A 26,334-nucleotide genomic window follows, 5' to 3' on the forward strand; every position below is an offset into this window, starting at 1 on the left:
GCTGCAGGGATGGTGAAAAAAACGTTAACGCTTTTCCCGAGGCGCAAAGGCGAAGAAAAAGGGCGCCCGAAGGCGCCCATTCAACCTTTCATCCCGTCCCAGAAGCTCTTGACCTTCTTGAAGAACGACGCCCCTTCGGGGTTGTTCTCGGCCTCGATCTTCTCGAACTCGCGCAGCAACTCCTTTTGCCGCGTGGTCAGGTTCACCGGGGTTTCCACCGCCAGTTCGATCACCATATCGCCGGTGCCGCCACCGCGCAGCGCGGGCATGCCCTTGCCGCGCAGACGCATCTGCCGCCCCGACTGGCTGCCAGCCGGGATCTTGACGCGCGAGCGCCCGCCGTCGATCGTCGGCACCTCGACCTCGCCGCCAAGCGCGGCCGAGGCCATGCTGACCGGCACGCGGCAGAACAGGGTCATCCCGTCGCGCTGGAAGATCGCGTGTTCGCGCAGCTCGATGAAGATATACAGATCGCCCGCAGGGCCGCCGCGCATCCCGGCCTCGCCTTCGCCGGCCAGACGAATGCGCGTGCCGGTTTCCACCCCGGCCGGGATGTTGACGCTCAGCGTGCGCTCCTTCTCGACCCGACCCGCGCCATGGCAGACACGGCAGGGGTTCTTGACAACCTGACCCTGGCCGCCACAGGTGGGGCAGGTGCGTTCGACCGTGAAGAAGCCGTTCTGCGCGCGCACCTTGCCCATGCCCGAACAGGTCGGGCAGGTCTGCGGTTCCGCGCCGCCTTCCGCGCCTGTGCCATTACATGCCGTGCAGGCGGCCGAGCCCGGAACGGTGATCGTCTTCTGTGCGCCCTTGAACGCCTCTTCCAGCGTCACGCGCATGTTGTAGCGCAGGTCCGAGCCACGGGTCGCGCGCGACCGCGCACCACCGCCCGGGCCACGCCCGCCCATGAAGTCGCCGAACAGATCCTCGAACACATCGGAGAAGGCCGAAGAGAAATCGCCCTGCGCATAACCGCCGCGCGGGCCGCCACCGCCGCCCATGCCGCCTTCGAAGGCCGCATGACCAAAGCGGTCATAGGCCGCTTTCTTCTCGGCATCCTTCAGCACGTCATAAGCTTCGTTCACTTCCTTGAACTGGCTTTCGGCGTTGGGATTATCCTGGTTGCGGTCGGGGTGAAGTTCCTTCGCCTTGCTGCGATAGGCCTTCTTGATCTCTTCGGTCGAGGCGCCTTTGGCGACGCCCAGAACCTCGTAGAAATCACGTTTTGCCATTGCTTACCCCCTTGGGGGAACACGGGAACGGGCCCCTTGGGGCCCGCTCCTCAGGTTCCGGCGCTTACTTGCGCTTGTTGTCGCCCATGTCTTCGAAATCGGCGTCAACGATGTCATCGTCCACGTCGCGCGGGGCGTCTTCGTCCACGTCGGCACCGCCAGCCTCGGCTGCCTGCGCCTTGTAGATCGCTTCACCCAGCTTCATCGCGGCGTCGGTCAGGTTGGAGATACCGCCCTTGATCTTGCCGGCGTCTTCGGACTTGAGCACCTCTTCGAGCGCATTGGCGGCGAGTTCGATCGCTTCGACGGTCGAAGCGTCGACCTTGTCGCCATGCTCTTCCAGCGACTTGCGGGTCGAGTGCAGCAGGCTTTCGGCCTGGTTCTTGGTTTCGACCAGATCCTTGCGGGCCTTGTCGGCTTCGGCATTGGCCTCGGCGTCGCGCACCATCTTGTCGATGTCCTCATCCGACAGACCACCCGAGGCCTGAATGGTGATGTTCTGCGACTTGCCGGTGCCCTTGTCCTTGGCCGAAACCGAAACGATGCCGTTGGCGTCGATGTCGAAGGTCACCTCGATCTGGGGCATGCCGCGCGGCGCGGGCGGGATGTCTTCAAGGTTGAACATGCCCAGCAGCTTGTTGTCGGCCGCCATTTCACGCTCGCCCTGGAACACCCGGATCGTCACGGCGTTCTGGTTGTCCTCGGCGGTCGAGAAGACCTGCGATTTCTTGGTCGGGATCGTGGTGTTGCGGTCGATCAGACGGGTGAACACACCACCCAGCGTCTCGATGCCCAAGCTCAGCGGGGTCACGTCGAGCAGGACCACGTCCTTCACGTCGCCTTGCAGAACGCCCGCCTGGATCGCAGCACCCAGTGCCACGACCTCGTCGGGGTTCACACCCTTGTGCGGTTCCTTGCCGAAGAAGGCGGTCACTTCTTCCACGACCTTCGGCATCCGGGTCATCCCGCCGACCAGAACCACCTCGTCGATGTCGCCTTTCGACACGCCGGCATCTTTCAGCGCGGCGGCGCAGGGCTTCAGCGAGGCCTTGATCAGGTCGCCCACCAGTTGCTCCAGCTTCGAGCGGGTGAGTTTCATCACCATGTGCAGCGGCGTGCCCGAGGACGCATCCATCGAGATGAACGGCTGGTTGATTTCGGTCTGCTGGCTGGACGACAGTTCGATCTTGGCCTTTTCAGCGGCTTCTTTCAGGCGCTGCAGGGCCATCTTGTCCTTGGTCAGATCGACGCCATGCTCTTTTTTGAACTCCTCGGCGAGGTAGTTCACGATGCGCATGTCGAAGTCTTCACCGCCCAGGAAGGTGTCGCCGTTGGTCGATTTGACTTCGAACAGACCGTCGTCGATTTCCAGAATGGTGATGTCGAAGGTGCCACCGCCAAGGTCATAAACGGCGATGGTCTTGGTTTCTTTCTTGTCCAGACCATAGGCCAGCGCAGCCGCGGTCGGCTCGTTGATGATGCGCAACACTTCAAGGCCCGCGATCTTGCCGGCGTCCTTGGTCGCCTGACGCTGGGCGTCGTTGAAATAGGCCGGAACGGTGATGACGGCCTGCGTCACCGGCTCGCCCAGATAGGATTCCGCGGTTTCCTTCATCTTCTGAAGGATGACGGCCGAAACCTGCGCCGGCGAGAATTTCTCGCCCTTCACATCGACCCAAGCATCGCCGTTGCCGCCATCCACGATCGAATAGGGCACGAGCTTGCGGTCTTTTTCGACTTCGGCATCGGTCACGCGGCGACCGATCAGGCGCTTGACGGCGAAAATGGTATTGGTGGGGTTGGTGACGGCCTGACGTTTCGCAGGCTGGCCGACCAGACGTTCGTTGTCGGTGTAGGCAACGATAGAGGGCGTGGTGCGCGCCCCTTCGGAGTTCTCGATCACACGGGGCTGCGACCCATCCATGATGGCGACGCAGGAGTTCGTGGTCCCGAGGTCGATCCCGATGACTTTGGCCATGATAATACCTCTTCTTGCGGCGATATGACGGGGAACAGGTCCATTAAGGCCCCTGACCCCTATCCCTGGGTTTCAGTTCAAAATCCGCTTCCGAACATGTCCTTCGGCGGCTTCTGGGCGTATATAAGGAGGGGTCAGAGCCCCTGCAAGAACCCGTTGGACAGGAAGATCGCGACAAATGAAGGAATCTGCCGATCCGGCGCCGATCCGCCCGTTGCCGCAGGAAATCCGCGGCTTTCTGCATTATCCCGGCTGGTTGACGGCGGCCGAGCAGGCCGCGCTGCGCGACGATCTGCGTGCGGTGGTGGCGCAGGCGCCGCTGTTCTCGCCGGTCACGCCCTCGGGCAAGGCGATGTCGGTGCGGATGACGTCCGCAGGGCGTTTCGGCTGGGTCTCGGACCGGCGCGGGTATCGTTACAGCGCAACGCATTCCGACGGGCAGCCCTGGCCTGCGATCCCCGCGCGCGTTCTCGACATCTGGAATGCGGTTGCAGGCACGGCGCGCAGCCCGGAGTGCTGCCTGATCAATTTCTACGACGATCAGGCGAAGATGGGGTTGCATCAGGATCGCGACGAGACGGATTTCACCCAGCCTGTCGTCTCGGTCAGCCTGGGCGACGACGCGCTGTTTCGCATCGGCAACCTGACGCGCGGCGGTGCGACACAAAGCGTTTGGCTGCGCTCGGGCGATGTGCTGGTGATGGGGGGCGACGCGCGGCTGCGCTATCACGGCATCGACCGGATTGCGCCGGGCACTTCGCCCCTGCTGCCCCGGGGCGGGCGGATCAATCTGACGCTGCGCGTGGTAAGCTGAAATCCGCCCCTTCTTTCTGGCCCAAATATCCCGCGGAGGTCCGGGGGCGCGAAGCCCCCGGCGGCCTCAGACAGAGCCGCGCGGCATCGGGGTCGTGCCGTCTTTGTAGGGCGCCCAGTCTTCGATCTGCGGATAGTATGTCTTGCGCCAGGCCCGCACCCGCGGGTTCATCCGGCGCCGCCACAGCGGCGGGATCATCGCCAGCGCGGTCATCGCCGGATAGCCCAGCGGCAGTTGCGGCGCCTCGTCCGCAGTATAGGTTTGCAGCAGCGGGAAGCGGCGCTCGGGCTTGTAGTGGTGGTCGGAGTGACGCTGCAGGTTGATCAACAGCCAGTTCGACGCGGTATGAGAGGCGTTCCAGGAATGCCGCGGCAGGACATGTTCATACCGCCCCTCGCCCTTGTATTCGCGGGTCAGTCCGTAATGTTCGACGTAATTGGTCAGCTCCAGTTGCCAGATGGCGACGAAGGCCTGAAACACGAACAATCCCAGCCCGACCCACCCGCCCAAGGCAAAGGCCAGTGCCAGCGCCGCCAGCTGCAGCGCGCCATAGCGCCAGAACGGGTTGCTGCGGTGCCAGACCGGGCGCCCCGCGCGCGCCAGTTTCAGCTTTTCGGCCCGCCAGGCGCTGCGCGGGCAGTCCAGCAGCACCCGCAGGAAGAAGCGGTGAAACCCCTCGTTATAGCGCGCCGTCACCGCATCGCGCGGGGTGCCGACCCACAGGTGATGCACCAGCAGATGTTCCGTGCGGAAATGGGAATACAGCACGCTTGCCAGCAGCAGATCGCCAAGCCAGCGTTCCAGGCGGTTCTTCTGATGCAGCAATTCGTGGCTGTAGACGATGCCCACCGTGCCCGAAATCACCCCGACACCGAAGAACAGCACGATGGTTTCCAGCGCGCCCAGGTGGTCGGTATGGGTCACCCACCAGATCATGCCGTAGATCGTCACAAACTGGACCGGGAACCAGATCAGCGTGATCAGCCGATACCAGAACAGGTCGGCCTCGGGGGTGGTGGGGTCGGGCTGGTCCTCGTTCAGGCCCAGAAACGCGTCGAGTATGGTGACCATGGTCCAGCCGTAGATCGGCATCAGCACCACCGTCCAGCCCCCCACCGTGGCGCCCAGCACCGCCAGCGGCACCATCCCGAGCGAGAGCCAGAACGGCAGCGCCCGGCGGGGGGAGCGGATCTGTTCGCGGCTGGACATCGGCACCTCTTTTCTCGCGGGCGGCGGGGCGGATGATAGCGTGCCGGACCGCGTGCGCAATCACGCGCGCTGCGGCCAATCGGCGCTTTGGGCCGCGTCCCAGACCTTGCGCATCAGCGTGGGCAGGTCGGCGGGGCGAAAACTGGCGCAGGGGGTCATGCCGGGGGCCACGGTCTGCGCCACGAAGACCCGCAGGACCAGGTGGAAATGGGTGAAGGTGTGGCGCACGCTGGCCGGGGATTCGCGCCATTCGGCGACAAGGGGCGGGGCGGGCGCCGGTGCGTCCGACCAGTCCGAGCCGGGAAAGCCCAGCGTGCCGCCCAGCAGCCCCTTGTCGGGGCGACGTTCCAGCAACACATCCCCCGCAGGCGACAGTGCGACATAGGCAAAGCCTTGGCGGGTGGGCTTTTCGGGCCTGGGGCTTTTGCGGGGCAGATCGGCGGCGGTGCCGGCGGCATGCCCCGCGCAGAACGGCGCCAGCGGACACAGGGCGCAGGCCGGTTTGCGCGGCGTGCAGATTGTGGCGCCCAGATCCATCATCGCCTGCGCATGTTCGCCGGGGCGGGTGTCGGGGGTCAGGCGCGCGGCCAGCGCGGTCAGTTCGGGCTTGGCCGCGGGCAGCGGCGTCTGCACCGCCCAAAGCCGCGCCACCACCCGCTCGACATTGCCGTCGACGACCACGGCGGGTTCGTCAAAGGCGATGGCGGCGATGGCGGCGGCGGTATAGGGGCCGATGCCGGGCAGCGCGCGCAGCCCCGCCGCGGTTTTGGGAAAGGTGCCGCCATGATCGGTGACCACGGCGCGGGCGCATTTCAGCAGGTTTCGGGCGCGGGCGTAATATCCAAGACCGGCCCATTCGGCCATGACCTCGGCATCCTCGGCCGCGGCGAGCGCTGTCACGTCGGGCCAGCGCGCCGTGAAACGATGGAAGTAATCGCGCACCGCAGCGACGGTGGTTTGCTGCAGCATCACCTCGGACAGCCAGACGCGGTAGGGATCGCTGCGCAGGCCTGCGGCATGCTCTGCCGGGCCGGTGCGCCATGGCATCACCCGGGCAGCCCGGTCATACCAGGCCAGCAAGGCCGCGCTGGCGGCGCTCTCGTCTCCGTCACGCAATCTTTAGCCCCTTTTTCGTGCATTCTGCTGGCATTGCCCTGCAAGCCGCCTAAGATAGCGACGAGATCAGGGATGAACAGGGATGCCCCCCAAAAAACCGTCGCGCATATCGGCCGGCTCTGTGGCCCAGACCCCGCCTCAGCGGCGGATGCGCGGTTTCGAGCCCGCGGCCAGGCTGTTGCAGGATCGCATCCGCACGGTTGGCGAATCGCGCGGGTTTGCGGTGTCGCGCCTGCTGACCCATTGGGCCGAGGTGGTGGGCCCCGAGATCGCCGCGCAGACCCGGCCTGTTAAGATCGGCTATTCCAAGGGCGGGTTCGGTGCCACGCTGACCCTGCTGACGCAGGGTGCATCGGCGCCGATGGTGCAGATGCAACTGCCGCAGATCCGCGACAAGGTGAATGCCTGCTACGGGTACAACGCGATTTCGCGCGTGGTGCTGACCCAGACCGCGCCGACCGGCTTTGCCGAGGGGCAGGCGCAATTCGTCCCGGCGCCGAAAGCGGCGGCTGTTCCGCCCTCTCCTGAAATCCGTGCGGCGGCGCAGGCCAGCGCAGACGGGTTGCATGACCCCGATCTGCGCACGGCGCTTGAAACGCTGGCACAAAACGTCCTAACGAGGTCCGCGCAGCGGGCCGCGCAGAAGAAAGGCTAGATAATGACTCGACGTTCCCTTCTCCTTGGCATCGCCGGGGCCGCCATCGTTGCCGTGACCGGCGGCTGGGTCGCATCGCGCCAGGGCGCACAGCAGACGGGCTTTGTCGCGCCTGCGCTGGCCGAAGATGCCGCGACCTTGCCCGATATCGTTCTGGGGCAGGACAGCGCGCCGATCACCGTGATCGAATATGCCTCTTACACCTGCCCGCATTGCGCGCATTTCCATGACGATGTGTTCATCCCGCTGAAGCGGGATTACATCGACACCGGCAAGGTGAAATTCATCCACCGCGAGGTTTACTTCGACAAGTTCGGTCTGTGGGCCGGGCTGATCGCACAATGCGGCGGTGCGCCGAAATATTACGCGGTCTCCGGGATGCTTTATGCCACCCAGAATGACTGGATCGGCGATGGCAAAGAGGCCACGATCGGCGCCAATCTGCGCAAGATCGGGCTGAAGGCCGGCCTGTCGAAAGAGCAGATCGAAACCTGTCTGAACGATCAGGATCGCGCCAAGGCACTGGTCGCGACCTATCAGAAAAACGCGGGCGCCGATGAAATCACCGGCACGCCGTCGCTGGTCATCGACGGGGTCAAGCATTCCAACATGACCTATGCCGAACTGAAGGCAATTCTGGATGCGAAGCTCTGACCCATGACGCCACTTGCCGGATTGAAAGTCGTTGAGCTGGCGCGGATTCTGGCGGGCCCTTGGGCCGGTCAGATCCTTGCCGATCTGGGTGCCGAAGTGATCAAGGTCGAGGCCCCCGAAGGCGATGACACCCGTCGCTGGGGCCCGCCCTTCCTGACCCGCGAGGGCGAGACGACGGCGGCCTATTTCCACGCCGCGAACCGGGGCAAACGCTCGGTCATCTGCGATTTCCGCACCCCCGAGGGGCAGGAATTTGTGCGTAAACTGGTCGCCGAGGCCGATATCCTGATCGAGAATTTCAAGGTCGGGGGCTTGGCGAAATACGGGCTGGATTATGACAGCCTGCGTGCGGTGAACCCGCGGCTGATCTATTGCTCGGTCACCGGCTTTGGCCAGGACGGCCCCTATGCGCATCGCGCGGGCTATGACTACATTGTGCAGGGCATGTCGGGGCTGATGAGCGTGACCGGCCCCGCCGATGGTGAGCCGCAAAAGGTGGGCGTCGCGGTGACCGATGTGTTCACCGGGATCTATGCCGCGACCGGGATTCTGGCCGCCGTGCATCAGCGCAATACCACCGGGCTGGGCCAGCGCGTCGATCTGGCGCTGTTCGACGTGGCCACGGCGGTGATGGCCAATCAGGCGATGAACTATCTGGCCACCGGGGTTTCGCCCAAGCGGATGGGCAATGCGCATCCGAACCTTGTGCCCTATGCGGTGTTCCCCTGTTCGGACGGGTTTGCCATTCTGGCCACGGGAAATGATGCGCAATATCAGAAGCTTTGCAAAATTCTGAATGTTCAGGAATTGGCGACCGATCCGCGTTTTCTGACCAATGCCGACCGGATCGCGCATCGCGAGGCGATCACCGATCTGATCTCGGCGCAGACGCGGGGCTGGACCCGGGCGGATCTGCTGGCGGCTTGCGAGGCGGCGGGCGTGCCCGCCGGGCCGATCAACGAGATGGCCGATGTCTTCGCGGATCCGCAGATCGTCGCGCGCGGCATGCAGATCGCACCGGGCGGCGTGCCGGGGGTGCGTCTGCCGATCGTGTTTTCGGGGGCGGAACTGGCGCTTGACCGGCCCTCGCCAAAACTGGGCGAGCATGATGCCGAGGTTCGCGCCAGCCTGAAATCGGGCGCCTAAAGCCCGATACGCACCAGCGCGTCATCCAGCGCGCTGGTGTCGGCAATCTGCAACCGCACCGGCAGTGCCAGAACCTTGGGCCGGAAGGCCGCGGGCAGGCGCACGGCATCTTTCTCGGTCGTGACCATCTGCGCGCCCAGCAGCCGGGCCTCGGTTTCCAGCCGGGTCAGCAACTGTGGCGAAAACAGCTGGTGATCTTCCAGCGCCTCGCCGCGCAGCACCTCGGCCCCGAGGCTGCGCAGCGTGGCAAAGAATTTCTCGGGATGGCCGATCCCCGCGAAGGCCAGCACGGGCAGGCCTTGCCAATCCATCCCGGTTTGCAGTGGTTCCAGCGCGCCGGTCAGATGCGGCACGGTGATCGCATGGCCCCAGGTCCGGGCGAAATCCTGCTGCGCCGCTTGCGGTCCGATGCTGAGCAGCAGATCGGCGCGCGCCAAGCCCGCAGCAACGGGTTCGCGCAGCGGTCCTGCGGGCAGACAGCGGCCGTTGCCGAAGCCCTTCACCGCATCGACGACAACCAGCGACAGATCCTTGACCAGCGCCGGGTTCTGATGCCCGTCATCCAGAATGATCGCCTGCGCGCCCGCGGCCACCGCAGCCCGCGCGCCTGCGGCCCGGTCCTTGGCGACCCAGGTCGGACCGAAGGCCGACAGCAGTAACGGCTCGTCTCCGGTCTGATCGGCGCTGTGCTGGCGTTCATCCACCCGCACCGGACCTTGCAGGCTGCCGCCATGGCCGCGGCTGACGACATGGGCCGCCACACCGCGCGCGGCCAGATGCTGGATCAGGGCGATGACGGTCGGGGTTTTTCCCGTGCCGCCCGCATTGATATTGCCGACGCAAATCACCGGCACGCCCGCACGCACACCCGAATGTGCCACACGCCGCGCGGTCGCCGCAGCATAGAGCGCGCCCAGAGGCGCCAGCGCGCGGGCTTTCCAGCCGGGCCGTGCGGGCGGGGTGAACCAGAAAAGCGGTGCGCCCATCACTGTGCTCCTGTTGTGCGGCTGTCGAGTTCGGACAGGATCGCGCGGGCCACCGCCTCGGCCGCGCCGGCCCCGCCCGAGGTGACCGCCCAGGCATTATGCGCCAGAATCGCGGCACGGTCAGGGGCCATCAGATCTGCCACCGCATCGCCCAGCCCGGTCGGGCGCAGCACCGCACGGGCGGCCCGCGCATCGTCCAGCCGTGCGTATTCCGCGTCGAACGGGGCGGTCCTTGGGCCGTGGACGATCGCCGATCCCAGGGCTGCGGCCTCCAGTGGCGAGCGCGCGGCACCTGTGCCCTCGCTGAACGTGCCGCCCATATAGGTGACCGGGGCCAGCCGATACCACAGACCGAAATCGCCCGGGTCGTCGGCCAGGAAGATCTGCATCTCTTCGTCGGGCTCCCCCTCCAGCGTGCGACGCCCGACGACCCAGCCGTCGGCCTCCAGCTCGGCGGCCAGATCCGTCGCCTCTCCGGGCGTGGCGGGGGCCAAGATCAGCAGGCTGCGATGGGCATGGCGCAGGGCGTGGCGATGCGCGACCAGCACGGCGGCCAATTCGGCGGCGGGCACTGCCACGGCCAGCCAGACCGGGCGCGCGCGCATCTGGCCCGCGATCGAGGCGCGCTCGGCCTCCGAACAGGGCAGGGGATCGGCGGGTTCCGACAGTTGACCGCCGACCTCGATCCGGTTCGGCGGCGCGCCCAGCCGGGCCAGTGCCGCCGCACTTTCCGGGTCGCGGACCAGCATTCGCGACAGACGGCTGAGCAGCGATCGCTGTTCACTGCGCAAAAACAGGCCACGTCGGGCATCGGGGGCGATCCGGGCATCCGCGATCATGACCGGCACCCCCAGCTTGTGGGCCGTGCAGATCAGTGCCCCGGGCAGGCCGTTGCCGACCAGCACGATCAGATCGGGACGCCAGCTTTCCAGCACCAGCCGGGTGGCGGCCGGGGTGTCTTCGGGGGCGGGCAGACAGGGCACATCCGCGGGCCAGGCGGTCGTGACCGGCTCTGGCCCGCAGAAGGTGATCCGCAACTGGACGGCGGGGCGCTGGCGCAGCAAATGCTGGGCAATCAGGGCGGCCCCGCTTACCGCTTCGGGCCCGTCGGCCAGATGCAGCCAGATCAGCGCGCCGGGGGGGCGCACCACCTGCGCTGCGGCATGGGCCAGCGGGCCGGTCCGCCGACCGCGCGCCAGCGCAAGACGCAGCCACAGCAGCACAGAATAGCGCATGTCAGAGGTGTCCGGTCAGGCGCCCAGTTCCTCGGTCGGCGAGGCCGGGGTTTCCTCGTCGCGCAGGCGATGCAGATGCGCGATGAAATAACGGGTGTGGGCGTCATCCACGGTGCGCTGCGCCTCGGCTTTCCAGGCGTTATGCGCGGTTGCGTAATTCGGGAAGATGCCGACGATGTGGATCTTGCTCACATCCTTGAATTCGGTGCGCGTCGGGTTGGTCAACTCGCCGCCGAAGACGAGGTGAAGACGCTGGGTTGTCTTGGACATGGATGCTCCTGTCGCATGGGGGTGCTGCGGTGGCGCACCCTAGTGCAGCCGCAGCGTCAGCTCAAGCTTTGCCTGCGGCAATCGACCGCGCCGGAACGGATTTCGCGGCCGATCATCGCGCGGCTTTTCAATCGCGCCTGCAGCGGCTACGAACGGGCCATGAGACAAAGCCTGACCCAGATTTACGACGCCCGTGTGGCCGATGGCAGCCTGCATGCCGATGCGGCGCAACGCGCAATCCTGCCGATGCTGGAACGCGTGCGCGCGGGGCTTGAAGTGCCGGTGAAGAAGCCGGGTCTGTTCGGCCGCTGGTCCAAGCCGCCCGAGGCGGTGCGCGGGTTGTACCTGTGGGGCGGGGTCGGGCGTGGCAAATCCATGCTGATGGATCTGTTCTGCGAGGCGACCGATACGCCCAAGCGGCGCGTCCATTTCCACGCCTTCATGCAAGAGGTGCAGGCCAAGATCGACGCGGCCCGCCGGGCCAAGGTCGAAGATGCGCTGATGCCGGTCGCCCGGGAAATCGCAGGCTCTGTCCGGTTGCTGTGTTTCGATGAAATGCAGATCACCGATATTGCCGATGCGATGATCGTGGGGCGGCTATTCGAGACGCTGTTTTCCTTGGGCGTGACGGTGGTGACCACCTCGAACCGGGTGCCCGAGGATCTGTACAAGAACGGCCTGAACCGGCAGCTGTTCGTGCCCTTCATCGGTGTGCTGCGCGCGCAGCTTGATGTGCACGAGATCGAAAGCGAAACGGACTATCGCCAGCATCGTCTGGCCGGGGCCGAGGTCTATTTCACCCCCGGCGGCGCGCATGCCCATGCGGCGATGGATGCGCTGTGGGACGAGCTGACCGGCCACGATGCCAGCACCCGGCTGGTGCTGAACGTCAAGGGACGCGATGTGGTGATCGAGCGGTTCCACAATGGCGTCGGGCGGGCCTCGTTCTGGGATCTGTGCGCCTCCATGCTGGGGCCGGCGGATTATCTGGCGATCGCGGGGGCGGTGCGGGTTCTGATGATTGATGACATCCCGCTGTTGTCTGCGTCGAATTTCAACGAGGCGAAGCGCTTCGTCACGCTGATCGACGCGCTTTACGAGGCGAAGGTGCGGCTGATCTGTTCGGCCGCAGATGTGCCAGAGCGGCTCTATATCGAAGGCACGGGCACCTTCGAATTCGAACGCACCGCCTCGCGCCTGCGCGAGATGCAATCGGCGGACTGGGCCGAGGGCAGCCCCGAGGCGCGGTGACGGCGGGGGGCGGTTGTGCCTAGCCGTTCTGTTTCAGCACCTGTCCCGCCAGATAAAGCGATCCGCAGATCAGCACCCGTGCCTGCGGATCGGCGGCGGCGATCTGCGCCAGCGCCTCGGCCACGTCGGGGGCAGTGGCAGTTCGTGCAAAACCTGCCGCGCGGGCGGCGGCCTCGGTTTCCGCGGCGGGCAGGGTGTTGGGCTCGCCGGGGATCGACACGGCGGTCAGGCTGACGGCCTGTGCGGCCAGCGGGCGCAGATAGCCGGTCACATCCTTGGTGTTGAGCATCCCGCAGATCAGATGGGTCGGCCGCGCGGGCATCCGCGCCAGCGTCGCCGCCACGGCGATGCCGCCTGCCGGGTTGTGCCCGCCGTCCAGCCATAGCTCGACCCCCGGGGCCGATTGCGCCAGCGGGCCCTGCCGCAGCCGCTGCATGCGCGCGGGCCATTCGGCGCGGGTCACGGCGGCCTCGCAGGCGGTGTCATCCAGGCCAAGCGCGCGCAGCGCGGTGATCGCGGCGCCTGCATTCACGATCTGATGCGGGCCGGGCAGGTTGGGCAGCGGCAGGTCCAGCAGGCCGCGTTCGTCCTGATAGATCAGCCGCCCGTTCTCCTCGGCCACATGCCAGTGCTGACCATAGGCCAGAACCGGCGCGCCCAGCCGCGCGGCGCGGGCCTCGATCACGGCAAGCCCCGCCTCGTCCTGCGGGCCGACGATCACCGGCACCCCGCGCTTGATGATGCCGGCCTTTTCGCCCGCGATCTCGGGCAGGGTTTCGCCCAGATACTGCTGATGGTCGATCGAGACCGGGGTGATGATGCTCAGCCGCGGCTGGTCGATCACATTGGTCGCATCGAGCCGGCCGCCCAGGCCCACCTCGAGCAGGGTGAAATCGGCGGGCGTGCGGGCGAAGGCCAGAAAGGCCGCCGCCGTGGTGATTTCGAAGAAGGTGATATTGGCGCCGCCATTGGCCGCCTCGCATTCGTCCAGCAGGGCGGTCAGCGCGGGTTCGGAAATCAGCTCGCCTGCCAGACGGATGCGTTCGTGAAACCGCGCCAGATGCGGCGAGGTATAGGCGTGCACGCGCAGCCCCTGCGATTCGAGCCCGGCGCGGATCATCGCCTGGGTCGATCCCTTGCCATTGGTGCCCGCAATATGAATGACCGGCGGCACCGCGCGCTCGGGATTGCCAAGCGCATCCAGAAGCCGGGTCAGCCGGTCCAGCGTCAGGTCGATGATCTTGGGGTGCAGCGACATCAGCCGCGCGAGGATTTCGTCAGAAGGCTGGCTCATGGATGCACCGTCGGGTTGGGGGGCAGGCCGGGGGCGCCGCCCCCGGACCCCCGGGATATTTTTGCCAGAAAGAAAGGGTCAGGCCTTCTTGGCCTTGGCGGGTTTGGCCTCGGCGGGTTTGTTCTGGGCGGCCGCTTTCTCGGGCGAGGGCAGGTCGCCTGCCACAGCGGGGGGCAGCCCCATCAGCATGCGCAGGATGGTAATCAACTCCTCGCGCATCTTGCTGCGGTGGGTGACCCGATCGAGCATGCCGTGATCGAGCAGGTATTCGGCGCGCTGGAAGCCTTCGGGCAGTTTCTCGCGGATCGTCTGTTCGATCACGCGCGGCCCGGCAAAGCAGATCAGGGCGTTGGGTTCTGCGATCTGCACATCGCCCAGCATCGCGTAGGATGCGGTGACGCCACCGGTCGTGGGATGGGTCAGCACGACGATATAGGGCAGCTTTGCCTCGCGCAGCATCTGCACGGCGACGGTCGTGCGCGGCATCTGCATCAGCGACAGGATGCCTTCCTGCATGCGCGCGCCACCGGCGGCCGAAAACAGCACCAACGGACGCTTGAGCTTCACCGCGCGTTCGGCGGCCGCGATGATCGCATTGCCGACATACATGCCCATCGAGCCGCCCATGAACGAGAAATCCTGGGCTGCGGCAACGATCGGGGTGCGGCCGATCTCGCCTTCGGCGACCAGCATCGCCTCTTTCTCGCCGGTGGATTTCTGCGCGGCCTTCATCCGGTCGGGGTATTTCTTCTGATCGCGGAACTGCAGCGGATCGGTGATCGGTTCGGGCACCTTCACCTCGGAGAAGATGCCGCCATCGAACAGCGCGGCGAAACGCGCGCGCGGCGTGATCGCCATGTGGTGATTGCAGTTGGTGCAGACATTCAGATTGTCGGCCAGTTCGCGGTGGAACAGCATGGTCCCGCATTCGGGGCATTTGGTCCACAGGTTCTCGGGCACCTCGCGGCGCGAAAACAGCGAGTTGATCTTGGGTCGGACGTAGTTCGAGATCCAGTTCATCGGTCTGTTGCCCCTTGCAATGCGCCTTCCGTCACGTCCGCCCCAGATAAGCCCCATGCGCGGGAATTGCAATCAGACCCGCAGCATCAGCCGCGCCAGAAGCCACGAGATCCCCATCACCAGAAAATCCTGTGCCAGATAGGGGCCGAGTGCCGCGGCATCGCGCGTATTGATGACAAGGGTATAGAGCGAAAGCCCGTCGAGATTGCCATAAAGCCCGACCAAAAACAGCCCGGCGAAATTGGTGGCGAAATGCAGCCCCAGGGCGGCGCCGAGATTGCCGGTGCGGGCGGTCAGGTCGGCGGCCAGACATCCGAAGGCAAAAGCCCAGAGCGCGGGCCAGACGGCATTCGCGCCGAAATCCTCGGGCGCGTAATGCAGCGCCCCGAACAGCGCCGAGGGCAGCACCATCCAGACCAGCGGGCTGCGCGCCCGCGCGCCCAGCTGTTGCAGCAGATAGCCGCGAAATACCAGTTCCTCGGCGCCGATCTGCACCGCCAGAAGCGGCAGCGCCAGCGGCATCCAGCCCAGAACCGTGGCCAGTGGCGTGGCCCGCCCGACGTTCGGATCGAACAGATCCAGCGGCATCAGCAGCAGCGACAGCCCGATCAGCGGCACCGCCACACGCAGGAAATTCGCCCCCGCTCCCCGACCCAGAAGGCTGCGCCAGTTCCGCCCGTGCAGGGCCCCGGTGACAAAGATCACCGCCGCCAGCATCGGTGCGAAGCTGCCCAGCATCAGCGCCAGACCTTGTGGGGTCGAGCCGCCGATCATGCCCCTGAGGGTGCGGGCGAATTGCAGATCGCCCAACACCGCGGCCAGCGCATTGAGCGCCACAAACAGCCCCGCGGAATACAGCGCTGCGATGCCAAGCACGCCCAATGCGGTGCGCCACAGTTCTGCCCGCGCCCCCGCCGGGGCTGCGAAACTGGCAAGGAAGGGGTAGCGCATCGCGGTCCTCGGCTGGTTCGGGCGCAGCCTACCCGGCGGCCCGGGGGCTCACAAGCGCCCCTTTACTTCGCGCGATCGGCGCGGGATGAAGGGCGGTCTGAATCCCGGGGGGACGATGTTTGAGGTTTCTTTCGACCTGGCGGCTCTGCTGATCGGCGCGGCCTTCGCGGCGGGGTTTGTCGACAGTATCGCGGGCGGCGGCGGGCTGATTACGCTGCCGGTGCTGTTGCTGGCGGGGGCTTCGCCCTTGCAGGCGCTGTCCACCAACAAGGTGCAGGGCGTGTTCGGCGCGGCCACCGCGGCGCTGTCCTATGCGGCCTCGGGGCATGTCAATCTGCGCCGGCAGATCGGCGCGGCCTCGCTGGCGTTTCTGGCGGGGCTGGTGGGGGCGCTTCTGGTTTCGGTCCTGCCGACCGAGGGGCTGCGGCTGGGATTGCCCGTGGTGCTGATCGCGATTGCGGCGTTTTTCGCCTTCAAGAAGGGGCTGGATGACACCGACCGGGTCGAGCGGATCAAGCCGGCCGCCTTCACCGCCTTCGTGGTGCCGCTGATCGGGTTTTACGACGGGCTGATCGGGCCGGGGGCGGGGGCGTTTTACATGATCGGCTTCGTGACGCTGGCGGGCTATGGCGTGCTCCGCGCCACCGCGCATACGAAACTGCTGAATTTCGCCTCGAACCTGGGCGGGCTGATCGCCTTTGCCGCGATTGGCGCGCCGTGGTGGAAACTGGGGCTGGCGATGGGGCTAGCGCAGGTGGCGGGCGCGCGGATCGGATCGAAACTGGCGATGCGGGTCGGGGCAAAGGTCATCAAGCCGCTGCTGGTGACCACCTCGACCCTGCTGGCGCTGCGCCTGATCTGGCAGATGCTCTAGCGTTCTTCTTGGCTGAAATACTCCCGCCGGAGGCATCGCCGGGTGGGCGTGGCCTGCGGCGGGGATGTCTTGCGCGGCTGGGCCGTTCAGCCGAAGCCCGGCGCCAGACGCATGTCGCCGGTCACGAAACCGCGCCAGTTGCGCTGCACGCTGGGCAGCAGTTTCTCGACCACCGGATGCGCGGCATCCAGCGCGCCGAGCTTGATGAGCAACGCGGTGATCGCGGCCTCTGATGCGCGGGTGCCGCCATCCAGGATCTTGAGCGCGATGCCGCGTTTCTGTTCGGGCAGGATCGCGACAAAGACCGCTTCGGCGCCGGTCTTCACCGCCACCTTGCCGCCCATCGCGCGCATCAGATTGGTGCAGGCGCGGCCTTCGCCCGCCACCATCTCGGGGAAGGTCGCCATGGCGCGGGTCAGGCGGGCCGCGGCGGATTGGCGCGTATCGCCGTCGGGGTTGGCGGCGGCGAAGAACTGCATCGCGCGGGCCAGCCCGGTGACGGTGCAGGCGAAGTTCGGGGCCGAGCAGCCGTCGATGCCATGCCCGGCCGAGGTTTCCTCCGTGACCTCTTCGAAGGCGGCCTTGACCGCGCGCTGCACCGGATGATCGAGTTCGACATATTCGCTGCCCCCGCCCAGATGGCGGTTGAGCGTCAGGAAGCCCGCATGCTTGCCCGAACAGTTGTTGTGCAACTGGCAGGGCGCGGTGTCCGAACAGGTCAGGCGTTTGTTTTCGTCGCGGTCCTGCGGCATGTGGCTGCCGCAGCGCAGATCGGGTTCGGCCATTCCCAGCGATGCCAGCCAGCTTTCGACGGCCAGCGTGTGCAGCGCGGCGCCCGAATGGCTGGCGCAGGACAGGGCCAGTTGCCGTTCGGTCAGGCCCGCGGCCTCGGCCGCGCCGCTTTCGATCAGCGGCAACGCCTGCAGCATCTTGCACGACGAGCGCGGGAAGATAACCGTCTCGGGGTCGCCCCAGGCCATTTCCACGCCCCCCGGGCCGAACACCACCGCATGCCCGGAATGCACCGATTCCAGCATGCCGCCGCGCCACAATTCGATCATCGGAACCGCTGTCATCGGTCTGTCCTCCTGTCTGATGCGCGAAATCCCGCCTGAGGGGCTTTCCCACAGCGGCACTTTTGCGTTATCTGTTGGATATCGAGTTGAAATCACATCCGCCATTGTAAAAAAGGGCATAAGCCCACGAGGCGGGGCAGAGGCATCAGGCAGCTGGAGGCTGTAACCATGACGAATCTTGTTCTGCGGGGCGTTGCGATCCTGGCTGCGTCGGTTTTCCTGACCGGGGCTGCGGCGGCGCAGCAAACCACCAACCGCGTCGCGGCCAGCACCGATTGGAGCGTCTTCGTCGAAGAAAGCCCGAAGGAATGCTGGGGCGTGTCGCAGCCCAAGGAAACCGTGAACACCAAGGACGGCAAGCCGGTCCAGGTGCGCCGCGGTGACATCTTGCTGTTCGTGACCTTCCGTCCGGGCAAACCGGGTGAAGTGTCCTTCATGGGCGGTTATCCCTTTGCATCGGGCTCGACCGTCGATCTGGAAGTCAACAACGGCGCGAAATTCACCCTGTTCACCGATGGCGAAGGCGCCTGGGCCGGTTCGCCCGAGGAAGATGCCAAGATCATCGCCGCGCTGAAAGCGGGGGCCGATGTGACGGTGGGCGGTCATTCGGGCCGCGGCACCTATACCAAGGACAAATTCTCTCTGATGGGCTTCACCGCCGCGATGGAAGAGGCCGCCAAACGCTGCAAGTAAGCGTTCCGGCGCGCGCGCAGGCCCCGGCTTTGCCGGGGCTTTTGCATTTGCACTACCCGTTTGCCTGCGAATCCCCTATATGAAGCGCCTCTCGCATACCGGAACCCTGCCATGACCGAGCCTACCGCCCCGATCACGCAAGACGTGCTGACCCTGCCGCGCAAGCTGCCCGAGGGCGGCAAGACCAATCTTGTCGGCCTGACGCGCGAACAGATGCGCGATGCGCTGATCGCCGCAGGCACGCCTGAAAGGCAGGCCAAGATGCGTGTGGGCCAGATCTGGCAGTGGATCTATCACTGGGGCGTGCGCGATTTCGCGGTGATGACCAATCTGGCCAAGGACTACCGCGCGTTTCTGGACGAACGGTTCGAGATCGCCGTGCCCGAGCTGGTCTCGAAACAGGTGTCGGCCGATGGCACGCGCAAATATCTGGTGCGGATCGCGGGCGGGCACGAGGTCGAGGTCGTCTATATCCCCGAGGAAAACCGCGGCACGCTGTGCATCAGCTCGCAGGTCGGCTGCACGCTGACCTGTTCGTTCTGCCATACCGGCACGCAGAAACTGGTGCGCAACCTGACCGCGGCCGAGATTGTGGGCCAGGTGATGCTGGCGCGCGACGATCTGGGCGAATGGCCGGTGCCCGGTGCGCCCAAGGATGAAACGCGCCTTGTCAGCAACGTCGTGCTGATGGGCATGGGCGAGCCGCTGTATAACTTCGACAATGTGCGGGATGCGATGAAGGTGGTGATGGATCACGAAGGCCTGACCCTGTCGCGCCGCCGGATCACGCTGTCGACCAGCGGTATCGTGCCCGAGATTGCCAAGACCGCCGAGGAAATCGGCTGCCTGCTGGCGGTGTCCTTCCACGCGACCACCGACGAGGTGCGCGACAAGCTGGTGCCGGTCAACAAGAAATGGAACATCGAGACGCTGCTGAACACGCTGCGCGACTATCCGCGGCTGTCGAATTCCGAACGGATCACCTTTGAATATGTGATGCTGAAGGGCGTGAATGACAGCGATGAGGACGCCCGGCGTCTGGTCCGGCTGATCCGCGGCATCCCGGCCAAGATCAACCTGATCCCGTTCAACGAATGGCCCGGCGCCCCCTATCAGCGCAGCGACTGGGAACGGATCGAGGCCTTCGCCGACATCATCTACAAGGCCGGTTACGCCAGCCCGATCCGCACGCCGCGCGGCGAGGACATCATGGCCGCCTGCGGGCAGCTGAAATCGGCGACCGAACGCGCGCGGCGCGAGAAAACGGGTCTGGGCAAGGCGGCCCCGGGCGGCGCCTAACGCGCCTGCCAGAGCCGCAGATCGACGGGCTTGCCGGTTCCCAGATTGAGCCCCTCGATCCGGGCGATCTGGGTGCCGATCGGGGCCAGCGTTCTATCCGTTGCCGGCAACAGCACGCGCGCGCAGGGCTCTGCCAGATGGGCGGCTGCCTCTTCGGGGGTGGTCGGACGCACCGGGCCGGGTGACAGGAAGACCAGCGAGGGCTCGAAATACCCCTGGGCATAGATCGTGGGCGCAGGGCAGGTGGCATCGACCGCCGCCGCCACGATCCGCGGGGCAGGCCAGATCGCGGGCACGCGTGACACCGCCAGAACAGCACCTGTGCTGAACCCCAGTCCCATCACCGCCAGTCCGGTCGCCGCCAGCAGCGGCAGATGCCGGGCCATCGCCCGGGCCGCCAGCGCCACGCCCGCGGCCAGCACCGACAGCGCCAGCAGCAGTGCCCCCACGGGGGCGGTGAAATCGGGCGCGAGCCGCGCGGCATAGGCCCCGATCGCCCCCAAAACCCCGGCGGCCAGCAGGGCCAGCGCCCCCAGCACCAGCCAATGCCAGCGCTTGCGCGGCGCGGCGATCAGATCCTCCCACACCAGGGCGACGGCCACGGACAGTGCCGGATAGAAGGGCAGCACATAATGCGTCAGCTTGGTCGGCGTCAGTTCGAACACGGCCCACCCGGGCACGACCCAGGCCAGCACGAACAGCAGCGCGGTGGATCGGCTGTGCCGCCACAGCCACAGCGGGCGCAACGCCAGCGCCAGCCCGACAGAGGCGGGAAAGAACGTTAGCCACAGCAGCACCAGATAGGTGCCGGGCGGCGCGCCGTGGCTTTCCTGCGCGCCTGCCATCTTGCCGATCATGTCATGCCCCAGCGAGGCGGCCCAGAACGCGCCCTGCGATTGCACCGAAATCGCGATATACCAGGGCAGCACCAGCACTGCCGTCAGCGCCAGCCCCAGCCCCGGGCGCAGCGCCATCAGCCAGCCCAGCCGCCGGGCGATCAGGGCCAGCGCGACGACCGTCAGCCCGCTGACCATCGGCCCGACCGGCCCCTTGACCAGCAGTCCCGCACTGATCGCCGCCCAGAACAGCAGCACGGCCGCCAGGGGCAGGGTGGGGCGCGCGAAATTCTGCGCCCGCGCCACCTGCCACAGCTGCGCCAGAACCGCCTGGGATGCCAGAATGCCCAGCAACAGCACCGCGTCGGTCTTGGCCAGCCGCGCCTCCATCCCCAGGCTGAACACCCCTGCCATCATCAGCCCGGCAATCAGCCCGGCGCGCGCGGTGCCGAAGCCCATTGTGATGCGTGCGGTCAGCAACACCGAGGCAACGGCGGCCAGCAGCGAGGGCAGGCGGTATTTCCAGATCGGCGCGGCCTCCGCCCCGGTCAGCGCCACCGCCGCCGATTGCAGCCAGTAGATGCCCACGGGTTTCTTGTAGCGTGGTTCATCCTGAAAGCGGATGTCGATGAAATCGCCGCTCGCCAGCATCTGACGGCTGGCCTGGGCAAAGCGCGCCTCGTCGCGGTCCAGCACCGGCAGACTGGTGAAACCGGGCAGAAACATTAGCAGCGACACCGCCAGCAGCAGCGCGCTCACGCCCCGCGGGCCCAGCCCGGCCAGCCATTGTTCGATCGCGCGCATGCCCGCCCCCTCAGCCGTCGCAGCCGTAATCCCAGCCGTCAATGATCTGCGCGGCCTCGGCTGCGGTCTCGACAAAGCTGATCAGGTTCAGATCCTCGGGCGAGATCGTGCCCGCCTCGGCCAGCATGTCCCAGTTGACGACGCTTTTCCAGAATTCGGTGCCGAACAGGATGAAGGGGATGCTGCGCATCCGCCGGGTCTGGATCAGCGTCAGGGACTCGAACATCTCGTCCAGCGTGCCGAAGCCGCCGGGAAACACGCAGACCGCCTTGGCGCGCATCAGGAAATGCATCTTGCGGATGGCGAAATAGTGGAAGTTGAAGCTCAGGTCCGGGGTCACATACTGGTTCGGCGCCTGTTCGTGCGGCAACACGATGTTGAGCCCGATGGAATGCCCGCCCGCCTCGTGCGCGCCGCGGTTGCCCGCCTCCATCACGCCGGGGCCGCCGCCGGTGCAGACCACCATTTCGCGGCCGTAACTTTCCAGGCTGCGTTCGGTCATCATCCGCGCGAATTGCCGCGCCTCTTCGTAATAATGCGACAGTTCGGCCAGATAGGGGGTCTTGGCGCTGTCTTTTTGCTCGGGGGCGGGGATGCGCGATCCGCCGAACATCACGATCGTGCTTTCGATCCCGCGTTCGTCCAGGATCAGCTGCGGTTTGAGCAGTTCAAGCTGCAACCGCACTGGGCGCAGATCGGCGCGCATCATGAAATCGTTGTCGATGAAGGCCAGCCGATAGGCCGGTGCGCGCGTCTGCGGCGTATCCGGGATGCGTTTGGCGGCGCGCGCGTCCTCGATCGAATCGCGGAACGTGTGGCTGCGGGTATCGTCGGTCATGGTCGTCCTGCTCGTCATGCCTGTTATGTCTTTCAACTAATGCGCAAACCCCGTAAAAGCCACCTGAAACCGCATGAAAATGGGAGTGCAACCATGCCGAGATCTGCGCTTGAAGCCGCTATCGAAGCCGCCTGGGAAACCCGTGACACGATCACGCCCTCGACCAAGGGCGAGGCCCGCGATGCCATCGAAACCACGCTGGCCTCGCTGGACAACGGCACCCTGCGGGTGGCCGAACAGCAGGACGATGGGCAGTGGCATGTGAACCAGTGGGCCAAGAAGGCCGTTCTGCTGGGCTTCCGGCTGAAAGACATGGAACTGCAATCGGGCGGGCCGCAGGGCAGCAACTGGTGGGACAAGGTCGACAGCAAATTCGCCCATTGGGGCGAGGCGCAGTGGAAAAGCGCGGGCTTCCGCGCGGTGCCCAACTGCGTTGTACGCCGCTCGGCCTTCATCGGCAAGGGCGTGGTGCTGATGCCGAGCTTCGTGAACCTGGGCGCCTATGTCGACGAGGGCACGATGGTTGACACCTGGGCCACCGTGGGTAGCTGCGCTCAGATCGGCAAGCATGTGCACCTGTCGGGCGGCGTCGGCATCGGCGGCGTGCTGGAACCGATGCAGGCGGGCCCCACGATCATCGAGGACAACTGCTTCATCGGCGCGCGTTCCGAGGTGGTCGAGGGCTGCATCATCCGCGAAGGCTCGGTCCTGGGGATGGGCGTGTTCATCGGCAAATCGACGAAGATCGTCGACCGCGAGACCGGCGAAGTGATGTATGGCGAAGTGCCGCCCTATTCGGTGGTGGTTGCGGGCTCGATGCCGTCGAAAAACGGCGTGAACCTGTATTGCGCGGTGATCGTGAAACGCGTCGATGCGCAGACCCGCTCGAAAACCGGCATCAACGAGCTGCTGCGCGACTGACCCGCGCGCCCGAGTGTTCAAGGCCCGCCGATCTGGCGGGCCTTTTTCGTTCAGTCGCAGAAGATGAAGAATGTGCAGTGCCGTTTCAACTGCACCTCGGTCACGAAGGGCGGGCCGAGATCGGGGCTCTCGTCCAGAAACGCGCTGACGGGGATCACGAGGCTGGCTTCGGTTCCGTCTTCGGACAGGGTGCCGGTGGTCGAGACGATCTTGTAGCCCTTGATGTGGAAGCTGAAGGAATGCCCCGCCATCGCGGCAGAGATCAGATCCTCCATGCCGCCCATGTCCTGCTGGCCCGTTTTCTGCCCCTTGCTGGCCATTTCGGTGAAATCGAAACTGACGCGGATCGTATTGTCGTCGACGCGTTCGAACTTTGCCGCCGCCGAAGGGTCGAAATCGTTCTGGGCGGTTTCGGCCGCGCCCTCTTCCAGCAGTTTGGCGATGGGGGTTTCGCCATGGGTGCGGCAGGTGAAGTCGGTTTTCGTCAGAACGCCCTCGCCGCCGGGGCAGGCGGACGCGGGGCTTTTGCCCATCATGTCGAACAGCTCGCGCGCAAGGGTCATCTCGACCCCGCCCTGCATGGTTTCGCCGTCGGAAAAATCCATCGTCACATCGGCGTCGATACAGGCCGACAGCATCAGTGCTGCAGCCAGTGCAGGCAGAAAACGCATTGAAATCCTCTTTGTGCAATTCATCGGTGTCACGTTTGCACCGATCCGGCCTTGACTCAATCGCCGATGCAGGCGACCCCCGACAAAAGCCCGGAGGCCAGAATGACCGACACGCCCGATGAAAAACCCGTCAAGCAAAAGCGCCCGCAGCAGGTCTATACCCTGCTGATCGAGGTTGGCCGCAAAGAGGGGGACGGCCTGCCGAAGAAGGCCACCGGCGCGGGCCTTCTGTGCTATGCCAGCGGCGTGGACGAGGCCGAAGCCGTGCGCGAGACCGTGCAGATCCTGAAGCAGGCTGATCTGGCGCCGCTTGATGTGACCGGCTATGGCACGATCGAGGAACGCGAAGCGCAGGGCCACGAGATCGACGATGAGGAACGCGCCCTGATGGCGCGCGCGCTTGCTGAAAACTCGGTCGTGGTGGCGCAGATGACGCCCTATTTCGGGGATGACAAGGGCCACGCCTGAACCGGACGTAAAGGTGATTTGCGCCCCCGTGCCGGCCTGCTAGACTGTTTCGAAAGAACAAACAGTCGGGCAGATCATGAAAAGTGCAGTCAAAATCACCTCTCTCTCGTTTCTTGCCTTTTCGGGGCTGGCGGCCTGTGCCGGGCCGCTGGAAAATTCGCCCCGGCCGATGCCCCGAGGTGTGCAGATGATCGACGAGATCCCTGCCGTTGCCCCGGATGTGCAGCGCGGTTTCGAGGCGTGGCTGGCGGACTTCAAACCGCGCGCGCTGGCCAATGGCATTTCCGAAACCACCTGGAACCGCGCGACGCGGAACATCCGCTATAACCCCAAGGTCATCGAGCGTGACCGCCATCAGGCCGAATTCACCAAGACGATCTGGGAATATCTGGACAGTGCGGTCTCCGACACGCGGATCGCGAACGGTCAGGCGGCGCTGCGCGAACATGCCGCCGTGCTGCGCGCGATCGAGGCGAAATATGGCGTCGAGAAAGAGGTCGTCGTGGCCGTCTGGGGGATGGAATCCAACTTCGGCAAGAACCGCGGCACCACGCTGATCGTGCCCGCGCTGGCAACGCTGGCCTATGACGGGCGGCGCGGCAGCTTCTTCCAGCAGCAGTTGATTGCCGCGCTGAAGATCATCCAGGCGGGCGATACCGACGCAGGCCACATGACCGGGTCCTGGGCAGGGGCGATGGGGCACACGCAGTTCATCCCGACCTCTTATCTGGCTTATGCGGTCGATTTCACCGGCGACGGCAAGCGCGACATCTGGTCGGACAACCCCGCCGATGCGCTGGCCTCGACCGCGGCCTATCTGGCGCGTTCGGGCTGGTCGAAGGGGCAGCCCTGGGGTGTCGAGGTCACGCTGCCGCCCGGCTTCAACTATGGGTTGGCGGGCAAGAAGGTGAAGAAATCGCCCGACGACTGGGCGGCACTGGGCGTGCGCGCGGCCTCAGGCGGCAAGGTGCCCAATTATGGTGCGGCCTCGATCCTGCTGCCGGCGGGCGCGCAGGGACCGGCGCTGATGATCTTTGGCAATTTCACCGCGATCTCGCGCTACAACAACGCCGATGCCTATGTGATCGGGGTGGGCCACCTGTCCGACCGGCTGCGTGGGCGCCCCGCGTTTCAGGCGCCCTGGCCGCGCACCGGGCGGGCGCTGACCTCGGCCGAGCGGCAGGAGCTGCAGGAACGGCTGACTGCCAAGGGCTATGACACGCAGGGCACTGACGGCAAGATCGGCCCCAACACCATCGCTGCGATCGAGGCCTGGCAGCGCGCCAATGGCCATGCGCCCGACGGCTATGCCACGCTCGATCTGCTCAAGGCGTTGCGTTAAGGCAGGGGCGAGACACCGATCACCGGGCTGTGCAGATGCAACAGCGCGGCCCAGATCACGACCGCCAGCGTCAGCCGGGCCAGCGATGGCCCGGTTTGCGGGCGCCAGCGCCCGGCGATCAGCGCCTGAAACGGCCAGTCAGAGGTGCGCGCGGCCAGACGGTCGAACTCGGCCATGCCCCAGTTGCGGCGCTTGCGGGCCTCCATCGCGCGCAGGCCCACAAAGGCAAACACTGCGAAGGCGCCAAACAGGATTGCGTGCGCCAGATCGCCATTGACCAGCAGATGCACCCCGCCCCATAGCCCAAGGGCCCACAGCAGCGGTTGGCGCGCCACGCCCGCGATCCCCGGATGATCGGGGTCAAACCCATCTGCGCGCCCCTCGAAGGCAAACGGGTTGGGGGCCGCGACGCCATAGCTCGCCAGCACAACCGCCAGCGGCATCACGCCATTCACAAGCCACCGCATCCAGCCCGCCTGCGGCCACAGTTCGACATAGGGCGCCCGTCCGGCCGCCACGATCAGCCAGGCCAACAGTGCGGTCGAGACCAGACTGAACACGACGGCATAGCCGCGCGCGCCCAGCCCGGCCACAAGCGCCGCTTTCAGCCCCGGGCGCGAAGGCACCGCATGAATGCCCATGAAAACGGCAAATGCCGCAATGAATTCAAACCATCCCATCGAATACCTCTTGCGCCCTTG

General features: G+C 65.9%; 26 protein-coding genes. 11 read left to right on the plus strand and 15 right to left on the minus strand.

The features are described from left to right. Positions 1 to 80 precede the first annotated feature (80 nt). Complete coding sequence (gene dnaJ / locus P2G62_RS02540; RefSeq protein ID WP_275733298.1) at positions 81 to 1,232, minus strand: molecular chaperone DnaJ; 1,152 nt, start codon at positions 1,230 to 1,232, stop codon at positions 81 to 83. 64 nt (positions 1,233 to 1,296) lie between these two features. Next, positions 1,297 to 3,210 carry a molecular chaperone DnaK gene (gene dnaK / locus P2G62_RS02545; RefSeq protein WP_275733299.1) on the minus strand — a complete coding sequence of 638 codons (1,914 nt, stop codon included), beginning with the start codon at positions 3,208 to 3,210 and terminating at the stop codon, positions 1,297 to 1,299. Between the two features lie 178 nt (positions 3,211 to 3,388). On the opposite strand from dnaK, the gene P2G62_RS02550 reads away from it, so the two are divergent. Beyond that, positions 3,389 to 4,024 carry an alpha-ketoglutarate-dependent dioxygenase AlkB gene (locus P2G62_RS02550; RefSeq protein ID WP_275733300.1) on the plus strand — a complete coding sequence of 212 codons (636 nt, stop codon included), beginning with the start codon at positions 3,389 to 3,391 and terminating at the stop codon, positions 4,022 to 4,024. A 66-nt stretch (positions 4,025 to 4,090) separates the two neighbouring features. Here the strand turns inward: P2G62_RS02550 and P2G62_RS02555 are convergent, their stop codons facing one another. Beyond that, a complete protein-coding gene (locus P2G62_RS02555) occupies positions 4,091 to 5,233 on the minus strand; it encodes an alkane 1-monooxygenase (protein WP_275733301.1) in 1,143 nt (380 codons plus the stop codon). Between the two features lie 60 nt (positions 5,234 to 5,293). After that, entirely contained in the window at positions 5,294 to 6,280 is a 987-nt protein-coding gene (locus P2G62_RS02560) for an A/G-specific adenine glycosylase (RefSeq protein ID WP_275733644.1), read from the minus strand. A gap of 217 nt (positions 6,281 to 6,497) precedes the next feature. Between P2G62_RS02560 and P2G62_RS02565 the strand changes: the two genes are divergently transcribed. From P2G62_RS02565 to P2G62_RS02575, 3 genes are read left to right on the plus strand one after another with little or no spacing between them, the layout of a single operon-like run. Further along, on the plus strand, positions 6,498 to 7,004 hold the full coding sequence (locus P2G62_RS02565; RefSeq protein ID WP_275733645.1) for a DUF721 domain-containing protein: 507 nt from the start codon (positions 6,498 to 6,500) through the stop codon (positions 7,002 to 7,004). Positions 7,005 to 7,007: 3 nt separating this feature from the next. Next, on the plus strand, positions 7,008 to 7,658 hold the full coding sequence (locus tag P2G62_RS02570; RefSeq protein ID WP_275733302.1) for a DsbA family protein: 651 nt from the start codon (positions 7,008 to 7,010) through the stop codon (positions 7,656 to 7,658). A 3-nt stretch (positions 7,659 to 7,661) separates the two neighbouring features. Next, positions 7,662 to 8,804 (plus strand): CaiB/BaiF CoA-transferase family protein, encoded by a 1,143-nt coding sequence (locus P2G62_RS02575; protein WP_275733303.1) that lies wholly within the window; start codon positions 7,662 to 7,664, stop codon positions 8,802 to 8,804. On the opposite strand, the gene lpxK is transcribed toward P2G62_RS02575, so the two are convergent. The 3 genes from lpxK to P2G62_RS02590 are packed head-to-tail and all read right to left on the minus strand — an operon-like array spanning position 8,801 to position 11,295. Next, a complete protein-coding gene (gene lpxK, locus P2G62_RS02580; protein ID WP_275733304.1) occupies positions 8,801 to 9,790 on the minus strand; it encodes a tetraacyldisaccharide 4'-kinase in 990 nt (329 codons plus the stop codon). The genes P2G62_RS02575 and lpxK overlap by 4 nt on opposite strands. Continuing rightward, positions 9,790 to 11,025, minus strand: coding sequence for a glycosyltransferase N-terminal domain-containing protein (locus P2G62_RS02585; protein WP_275733305.1), 1,236 nt, complete (start codon positions 11,023 to 11,025; stop codon positions 9,790 to 9,792). Before P2G62_RS02585 ends, lpxK begins: the two co-directional genes overlap by 1 nt. A gap of 15 nt (positions 11,026 to 11,040) precedes the next feature. Continuing rightward, complete coding sequence (locus P2G62_RS02590) at positions 11,041 to 11,295, minus strand: DUF4170 domain-containing protein (RefSeq protein ID WP_275733306.1); 255 nt, start codon at positions 11,293 to 11,295, stop codon at positions 11,041 to 11,043. Positions 11,296 to 11,454: 159 nt separating this feature from the next. Here P2G62_RS02590 and zapE point away from each other — a divergent pair, with 159 nt between their 5' ends. Next, a complete protein-coding gene (zapE, locus tag P2G62_RS02595) occupies positions 11,455 to 12,546 on the plus strand; it encodes a cell division protein ZapE (protein ID WP_275733646.1) in 1,092 nt (363 codons plus the stop codon). A 19-nt stretch (positions 12,547 to 12,565) separates the two neighbouring features. On the opposite strand, the gene P2G62_RS02600 is transcribed toward zapE, so the two are convergent. From P2G62_RS02600 to P2G62_RS02610, 3 genes are all read right to left on the minus strand, one after another. Continuing rightward, positions 12,566 to 13,840 (minus strand): folylpolyglutamate synthase/dihydrofolate synthase family protein, encoded by a 1,275-nt coding sequence (locus tag P2G62_RS02600; RefSeq protein ID WP_275733307.1) that lies wholly within the window; start codon positions 13,838 to 13,840, stop codon positions 12,566 to 12,568. A 78-nt stretch (positions 13,841 to 13,918) separates the two neighbouring features. Continuing rightward, complete coding sequence (accD, locus tag P2G62_RS02605) at positions 13,919 to 14,860, minus strand: acetyl-CoA carboxylase, carboxyltransferase subunit beta (protein WP_275733308.1); 942 nt, start codon at positions 14,858 to 14,860, stop codon at positions 13,919 to 13,921. 72 nt (positions 14,861 to 14,932) lie between these two features. After that, positions 14,933 to 15,811: a type II CAAX endopeptidase family protein gene (locus P2G62_RS02610; protein ID WP_275733309.1), complete on the minus strand. Its 879-nt coding sequence runs from the start codon at positions 15,809 to 15,811 to the stop codon at positions 14,933 to 14,935. A 115-nt stretch (positions 15,812 to 15,926) separates the two neighbouring features. On the opposite strand from P2G62_RS02610, the gene P2G62_RS02615 reads away from it, so the two are divergent. Further along, positions 15,927 to 16,685, plus strand: a complete 759-nt coding sequence (locus tag P2G62_RS02615) for a TSUP family transporter (protein ID WP_275733310.1) — start codon at positions 15,927 to 15,929, stop codon at positions 16,683 to 16,685. 86 nt (positions 16,686 to 16,771) lie between these two features. Here P2G62_RS02615 and P2G62_RS02620 read toward each other — a convergent pair whose 3' ends face one another. Further along, positions 16,772 to 17,761, minus strand: a complete 990-nt coding sequence (locus P2G62_RS02620) for an asparaginase (RefSeq protein WP_275733311.1) — start codon at positions 17,759 to 17,761, stop codon at positions 16,772 to 16,774. A 168-nt stretch (positions 17,762 to 17,929) separates the two neighbouring features. Here P2G62_RS02620 and P2G62_RS02625 point away from each other — a divergent pair, with 168 nt between their 5' ends. Together P2G62_RS02625 and rlmN are read left to right on the plus strand one after the other, a co-directional pair. Beyond that, the gene (locus tag P2G62_RS02625; protein ID WP_275733312.1) at positions 17,930 to 18,454 is read left to right on the plus strand and encodes an invasion associated locus B family protein; all 525 of its coding nucleotides are present in this window, start codon (positions 17,930 to 17,932) and stop codon (positions 18,452 to 18,454) included. A gap of 111 nt (positions 18,455 to 18,565) precedes the next feature. Further along, positions 18,566 to 19,753: a 23S rRNA (adenine(2503)-C(2))-methyltransferase RlmN gene (gene rlmN / locus P2G62_RS02630; RefSeq protein ID WP_275733313.1), complete on the plus strand. Its 1,188-nt coding sequence runs from the start codon at positions 18,566 to 18,568 to the stop codon at positions 19,751 to 19,753. Here rlmN and P2G62_RS02635 read toward each other — a convergent pair. After that, positions 19,750 to 21,393, minus strand: coding sequence for a glycosyltransferase family 39 protein (locus P2G62_RS02635; protein ID WP_275733314.1), 1,644 nt, complete (start codon positions 21,391 to 21,393; stop codon positions 19,750 to 19,752). The two genes, rlmN and P2G62_RS02635, sit on opposite strands and share 4 nt — an antisense overlap. Positions 21,394 to 21,403: 10 nt before the next feature. After that, on the minus strand, positions 21,404 to 22,231 hold the full coding sequence (locus tag P2G62_RS02640; protein ID WP_275733315.1) for an LOG family protein: 828 nt from the start codon (positions 22,229 to 22,231) through the stop codon (positions 21,404 to 21,406). A 93-nt stretch (positions 22,232 to 22,324) separates the two neighbouring features. On the opposite strand from P2G62_RS02640, the gene dapD reads away from it, so the two are divergent. Continuing rightward, complete coding sequence (gene dapD, locus P2G62_RS02645; protein ID WP_275733316.1) at positions 22,325 to 23,152, plus strand: 2,3,4,5-tetrahydropyridine-2,6-dicarboxylate N-succinyltransferase; 828 nt, start codon at positions 22,325 to 22,327, stop codon at positions 23,150 to 23,152. Positions 23,153 to 23,202: 50 nt separating this feature from the next. Here the strand turns inward: dapD and P2G62_RS02650 are convergent, their stop codons facing one another. Next, the gene (locus tag P2G62_RS02650) at positions 23,203 to 23,823 is read right to left on the minus strand and encodes a hypothetical protein (RefSeq protein WP_275733317.1); all 621 of its coding nucleotides are present in this window, start codon (positions 23,821 to 23,823) and stop codon (positions 23,203 to 23,205) included. Positions 23,824 to 23,925: 102 nt separating this feature from the next. On the opposite strand from P2G62_RS02650, the gene P2G62_RS02655 reads away from it, so the two are divergent. Continuing rightward, on the plus strand, positions 23,926 to 24,291 hold the full coding sequence (locus tag P2G62_RS02655; RefSeq protein WP_275733318.1) for a hypothetical protein: 366 nt from the start codon (positions 23,926 to 23,928) through the stop codon (positions 24,289 to 24,291). Between the two features lie 76 nt (positions 24,292 to 24,367). Then, positions 24,368 to 25,633, plus strand: coding sequence for a lytic murein transglycosylase (locus P2G62_RS02660; protein WP_275733319.1), 1,266 nt, complete (start codon positions 24,368 to 24,370; stop codon positions 25,631 to 25,633). Here P2G62_RS02660 and P2G62_RS02665 read toward each other — a convergent pair. Then, on the minus strand, positions 25,630 to 26,313 hold the full coding sequence (locus tag P2G62_RS02665; RefSeq protein WP_275733320.1) for an NnrU family protein: 684 nt from the start codon (positions 26,311 to 26,313) through the stop codon (positions 25,630 to 25,632). The genes P2G62_RS02660 and P2G62_RS02665 overlap by 4 nt on opposite strands. Positions 26,314 to 26,334: the final 21 nt, after the last annotated feature.

This window comes from Paenirhodobacter sp. CAU 1674 (assembly GCF_029222945.1).
Lineage (GTDB): Bacteria > Pseudomonadota > Alphaproteobacteria > Rhodobacterales > Rhodobacteraceae > Rhodobacter.

Bases quoted from the DNA above. Each gene is read 5' to 3' on its own strand.
- P2G62_RS02620 (WP_275733311.1), bottom strand. From the start codon at position 17,761: ATGACAGCGGTTCCGATGATCGAATTGTGGCGCGGCGGCATGCTGGAA.
- P2G62_RS02665 (WP_275733320.1), bottom strand. From the start codon at position 26,313: ATGGGATGGTTTGAATTCATTGCGGCATTTGCCGTTTTCATGGGCATT.
- P2G62_RS02590 (WP_275733306.1), bottom strand. From the start codon at position 11,295: ATGTCCAAGACAACCCAGCGTCTTCACCTCGTCTTCGGCGGCGAGTTG.
- P2G62_RS02635 (WP_275733314.1), bottom strand. From the start codon at position 21,393: ATGCGCGCGATCGAACAATGGCTGGCCGGGCTGGGCCCGCGGGGCGTG.
- P2G62_RS02650 (WP_275733317.1), bottom strand. From the start codon at position 23,823: ATGCGTTTTCTGCCTGCACTGGCTGCAGCACTGATGCTGTCGGCCTGT.
- lpxK (WP_275733304.1), bottom strand. From the start codon at position 9,790: ATGGGCGCACCGCTTTTCTGGTTCACCCCGCCCGCACGGCCCGGCTGG.
- rlmN (WP_275733313.1), top strand. From the start codon at position 18,566: ATGACCGAGCCTACCGCCCCGATCACGCAAGACGTGCTGACCCTGCCG.
- P2G62_RS02615 (WP_275733310.1), top strand. From the start codon at position 15,927: ATGTTTGAGGTTTCTTTCGACCTGGCGGCTCTGCTGATCGGCGCGGCC.
- P2G62_RS02600 (WP_275733307.1), bottom strand. From the start codon at position 13,840: ATGAGCCAGCCTTCTGACGAAATCCTCGCGCGGCTGATGTCGCTGCAC.
- zapE (WP_275733646.1), top strand. From the start codon at position 11,455: ATGAGACAAAGCCTGACCCAGATTTACGACGCCCGTGTGGCCGATGGC.
- P2G62_RS02585 (WP_275733305.1), bottom strand. From the start codon at position 11,025: ATGCGCTATTCTGTGCTGCTGTGGCTGCGTCTTGCGCTGGCGCGCGGT.
- dapD (WP_275733316.1), top strand. From the start codon at position 22,325: ATGCCGAGATCTGCGCTTGAAGCCGCTATCGAAGCCGCCTGGGAAACC.
- P2G62_RS02555 (WP_275733301.1), bottom strand. From the start codon at position 5,233: ATGTCCAGCCGCGAACAGATCCGCTCCCCCCGCCGGGCGCTGCCGTTC.
- P2G62_RS02655 (WP_275733318.1), top strand. From the start codon at position 23,926: ATGACCGACACGCCCGATGAAAAACCCGTCAAGCAAAAGCGCCCGCAG.
- dnaK (WP_275733299.1), bottom strand. From the start codon at position 3,210: ATGGCCAAAGTCATCGGGATCGACCTCGGGACCACGAACTCCTGCGTC.
- P2G62_RS02550 (WP_275733300.1), top strand. From the start codon at position 3,389: ATGAAGGAATCTGCCGATCCGGCGCCGATCCGCCCGTTGCCGCAGGAA.
- P2G62_RS02560 (WP_275733644.1), bottom strand. From the start codon at position 6,280: ATGCCATGGCGCACCGGCCCGGCAGAGCATGCCGCAGGCCTGCGCAGC.
- P2G62_RS02625 (WP_275733312.1), top strand. From the start codon at position 17,930: ATGACGAATCTTGTTCTGCGGGGCGTTGCGATCCTGGCTGCGTCGGTT.
- P2G62_RS02565 (WP_275733645.1), top strand. From the start codon at position 6,498: ATGCGCGGTTTCGAGCCCGCGGCCAGGCTGTTGCAGGATCGCATCCGC.
- P2G62_RS02660 (WP_275733319.1), top strand. From the start codon at position 24,368: ATGAAAAGTGCAGTCAAAATCACCTCTCTCTCGTTTCTTGCCTTTTCG.
- dnaJ (WP_275733298.1), bottom strand. From the start codon at position 1,232: ATGGCAAAACGTGATTTCTACGAGGTTCTGGGCGTCGCCAAAGGCGCC.
- accD (WP_275733308.1), bottom strand. From the start codon at position 14,860: ATGAACTGGATCTCGAACTACGTCCGACCCAAGATCAACTCGCTGTTT.
- P2G62_RS02575 (WP_275733303.1), top strand. From the start codon at position 7,662: ATGACGCCACTTGCCGGATTGAAAGTCGTTGAGCTGGCGCGGATTCTG.
- P2G62_RS02570 (WP_275733302.1), top strand. From the start codon at position 7,008: ATGACTCGACGTTCCCTTCTCCTTGGCATCGCCGGGGCCGCCATCGTT.
- P2G62_RS02610 (WP_275733309.1), bottom strand. From the start codon at position 15,811: ATGCGCTACCCCTTCCTTGCCAGTTTCGCAGCCCCGGCGGGGGCGCGG.
- P2G62_RS02640 (WP_275733315.1), bottom strand. From the start codon at position 22,231: ATGACCGACGATACCCGCAGCCACACGTTCCGCGATTCGATCGAGGAC.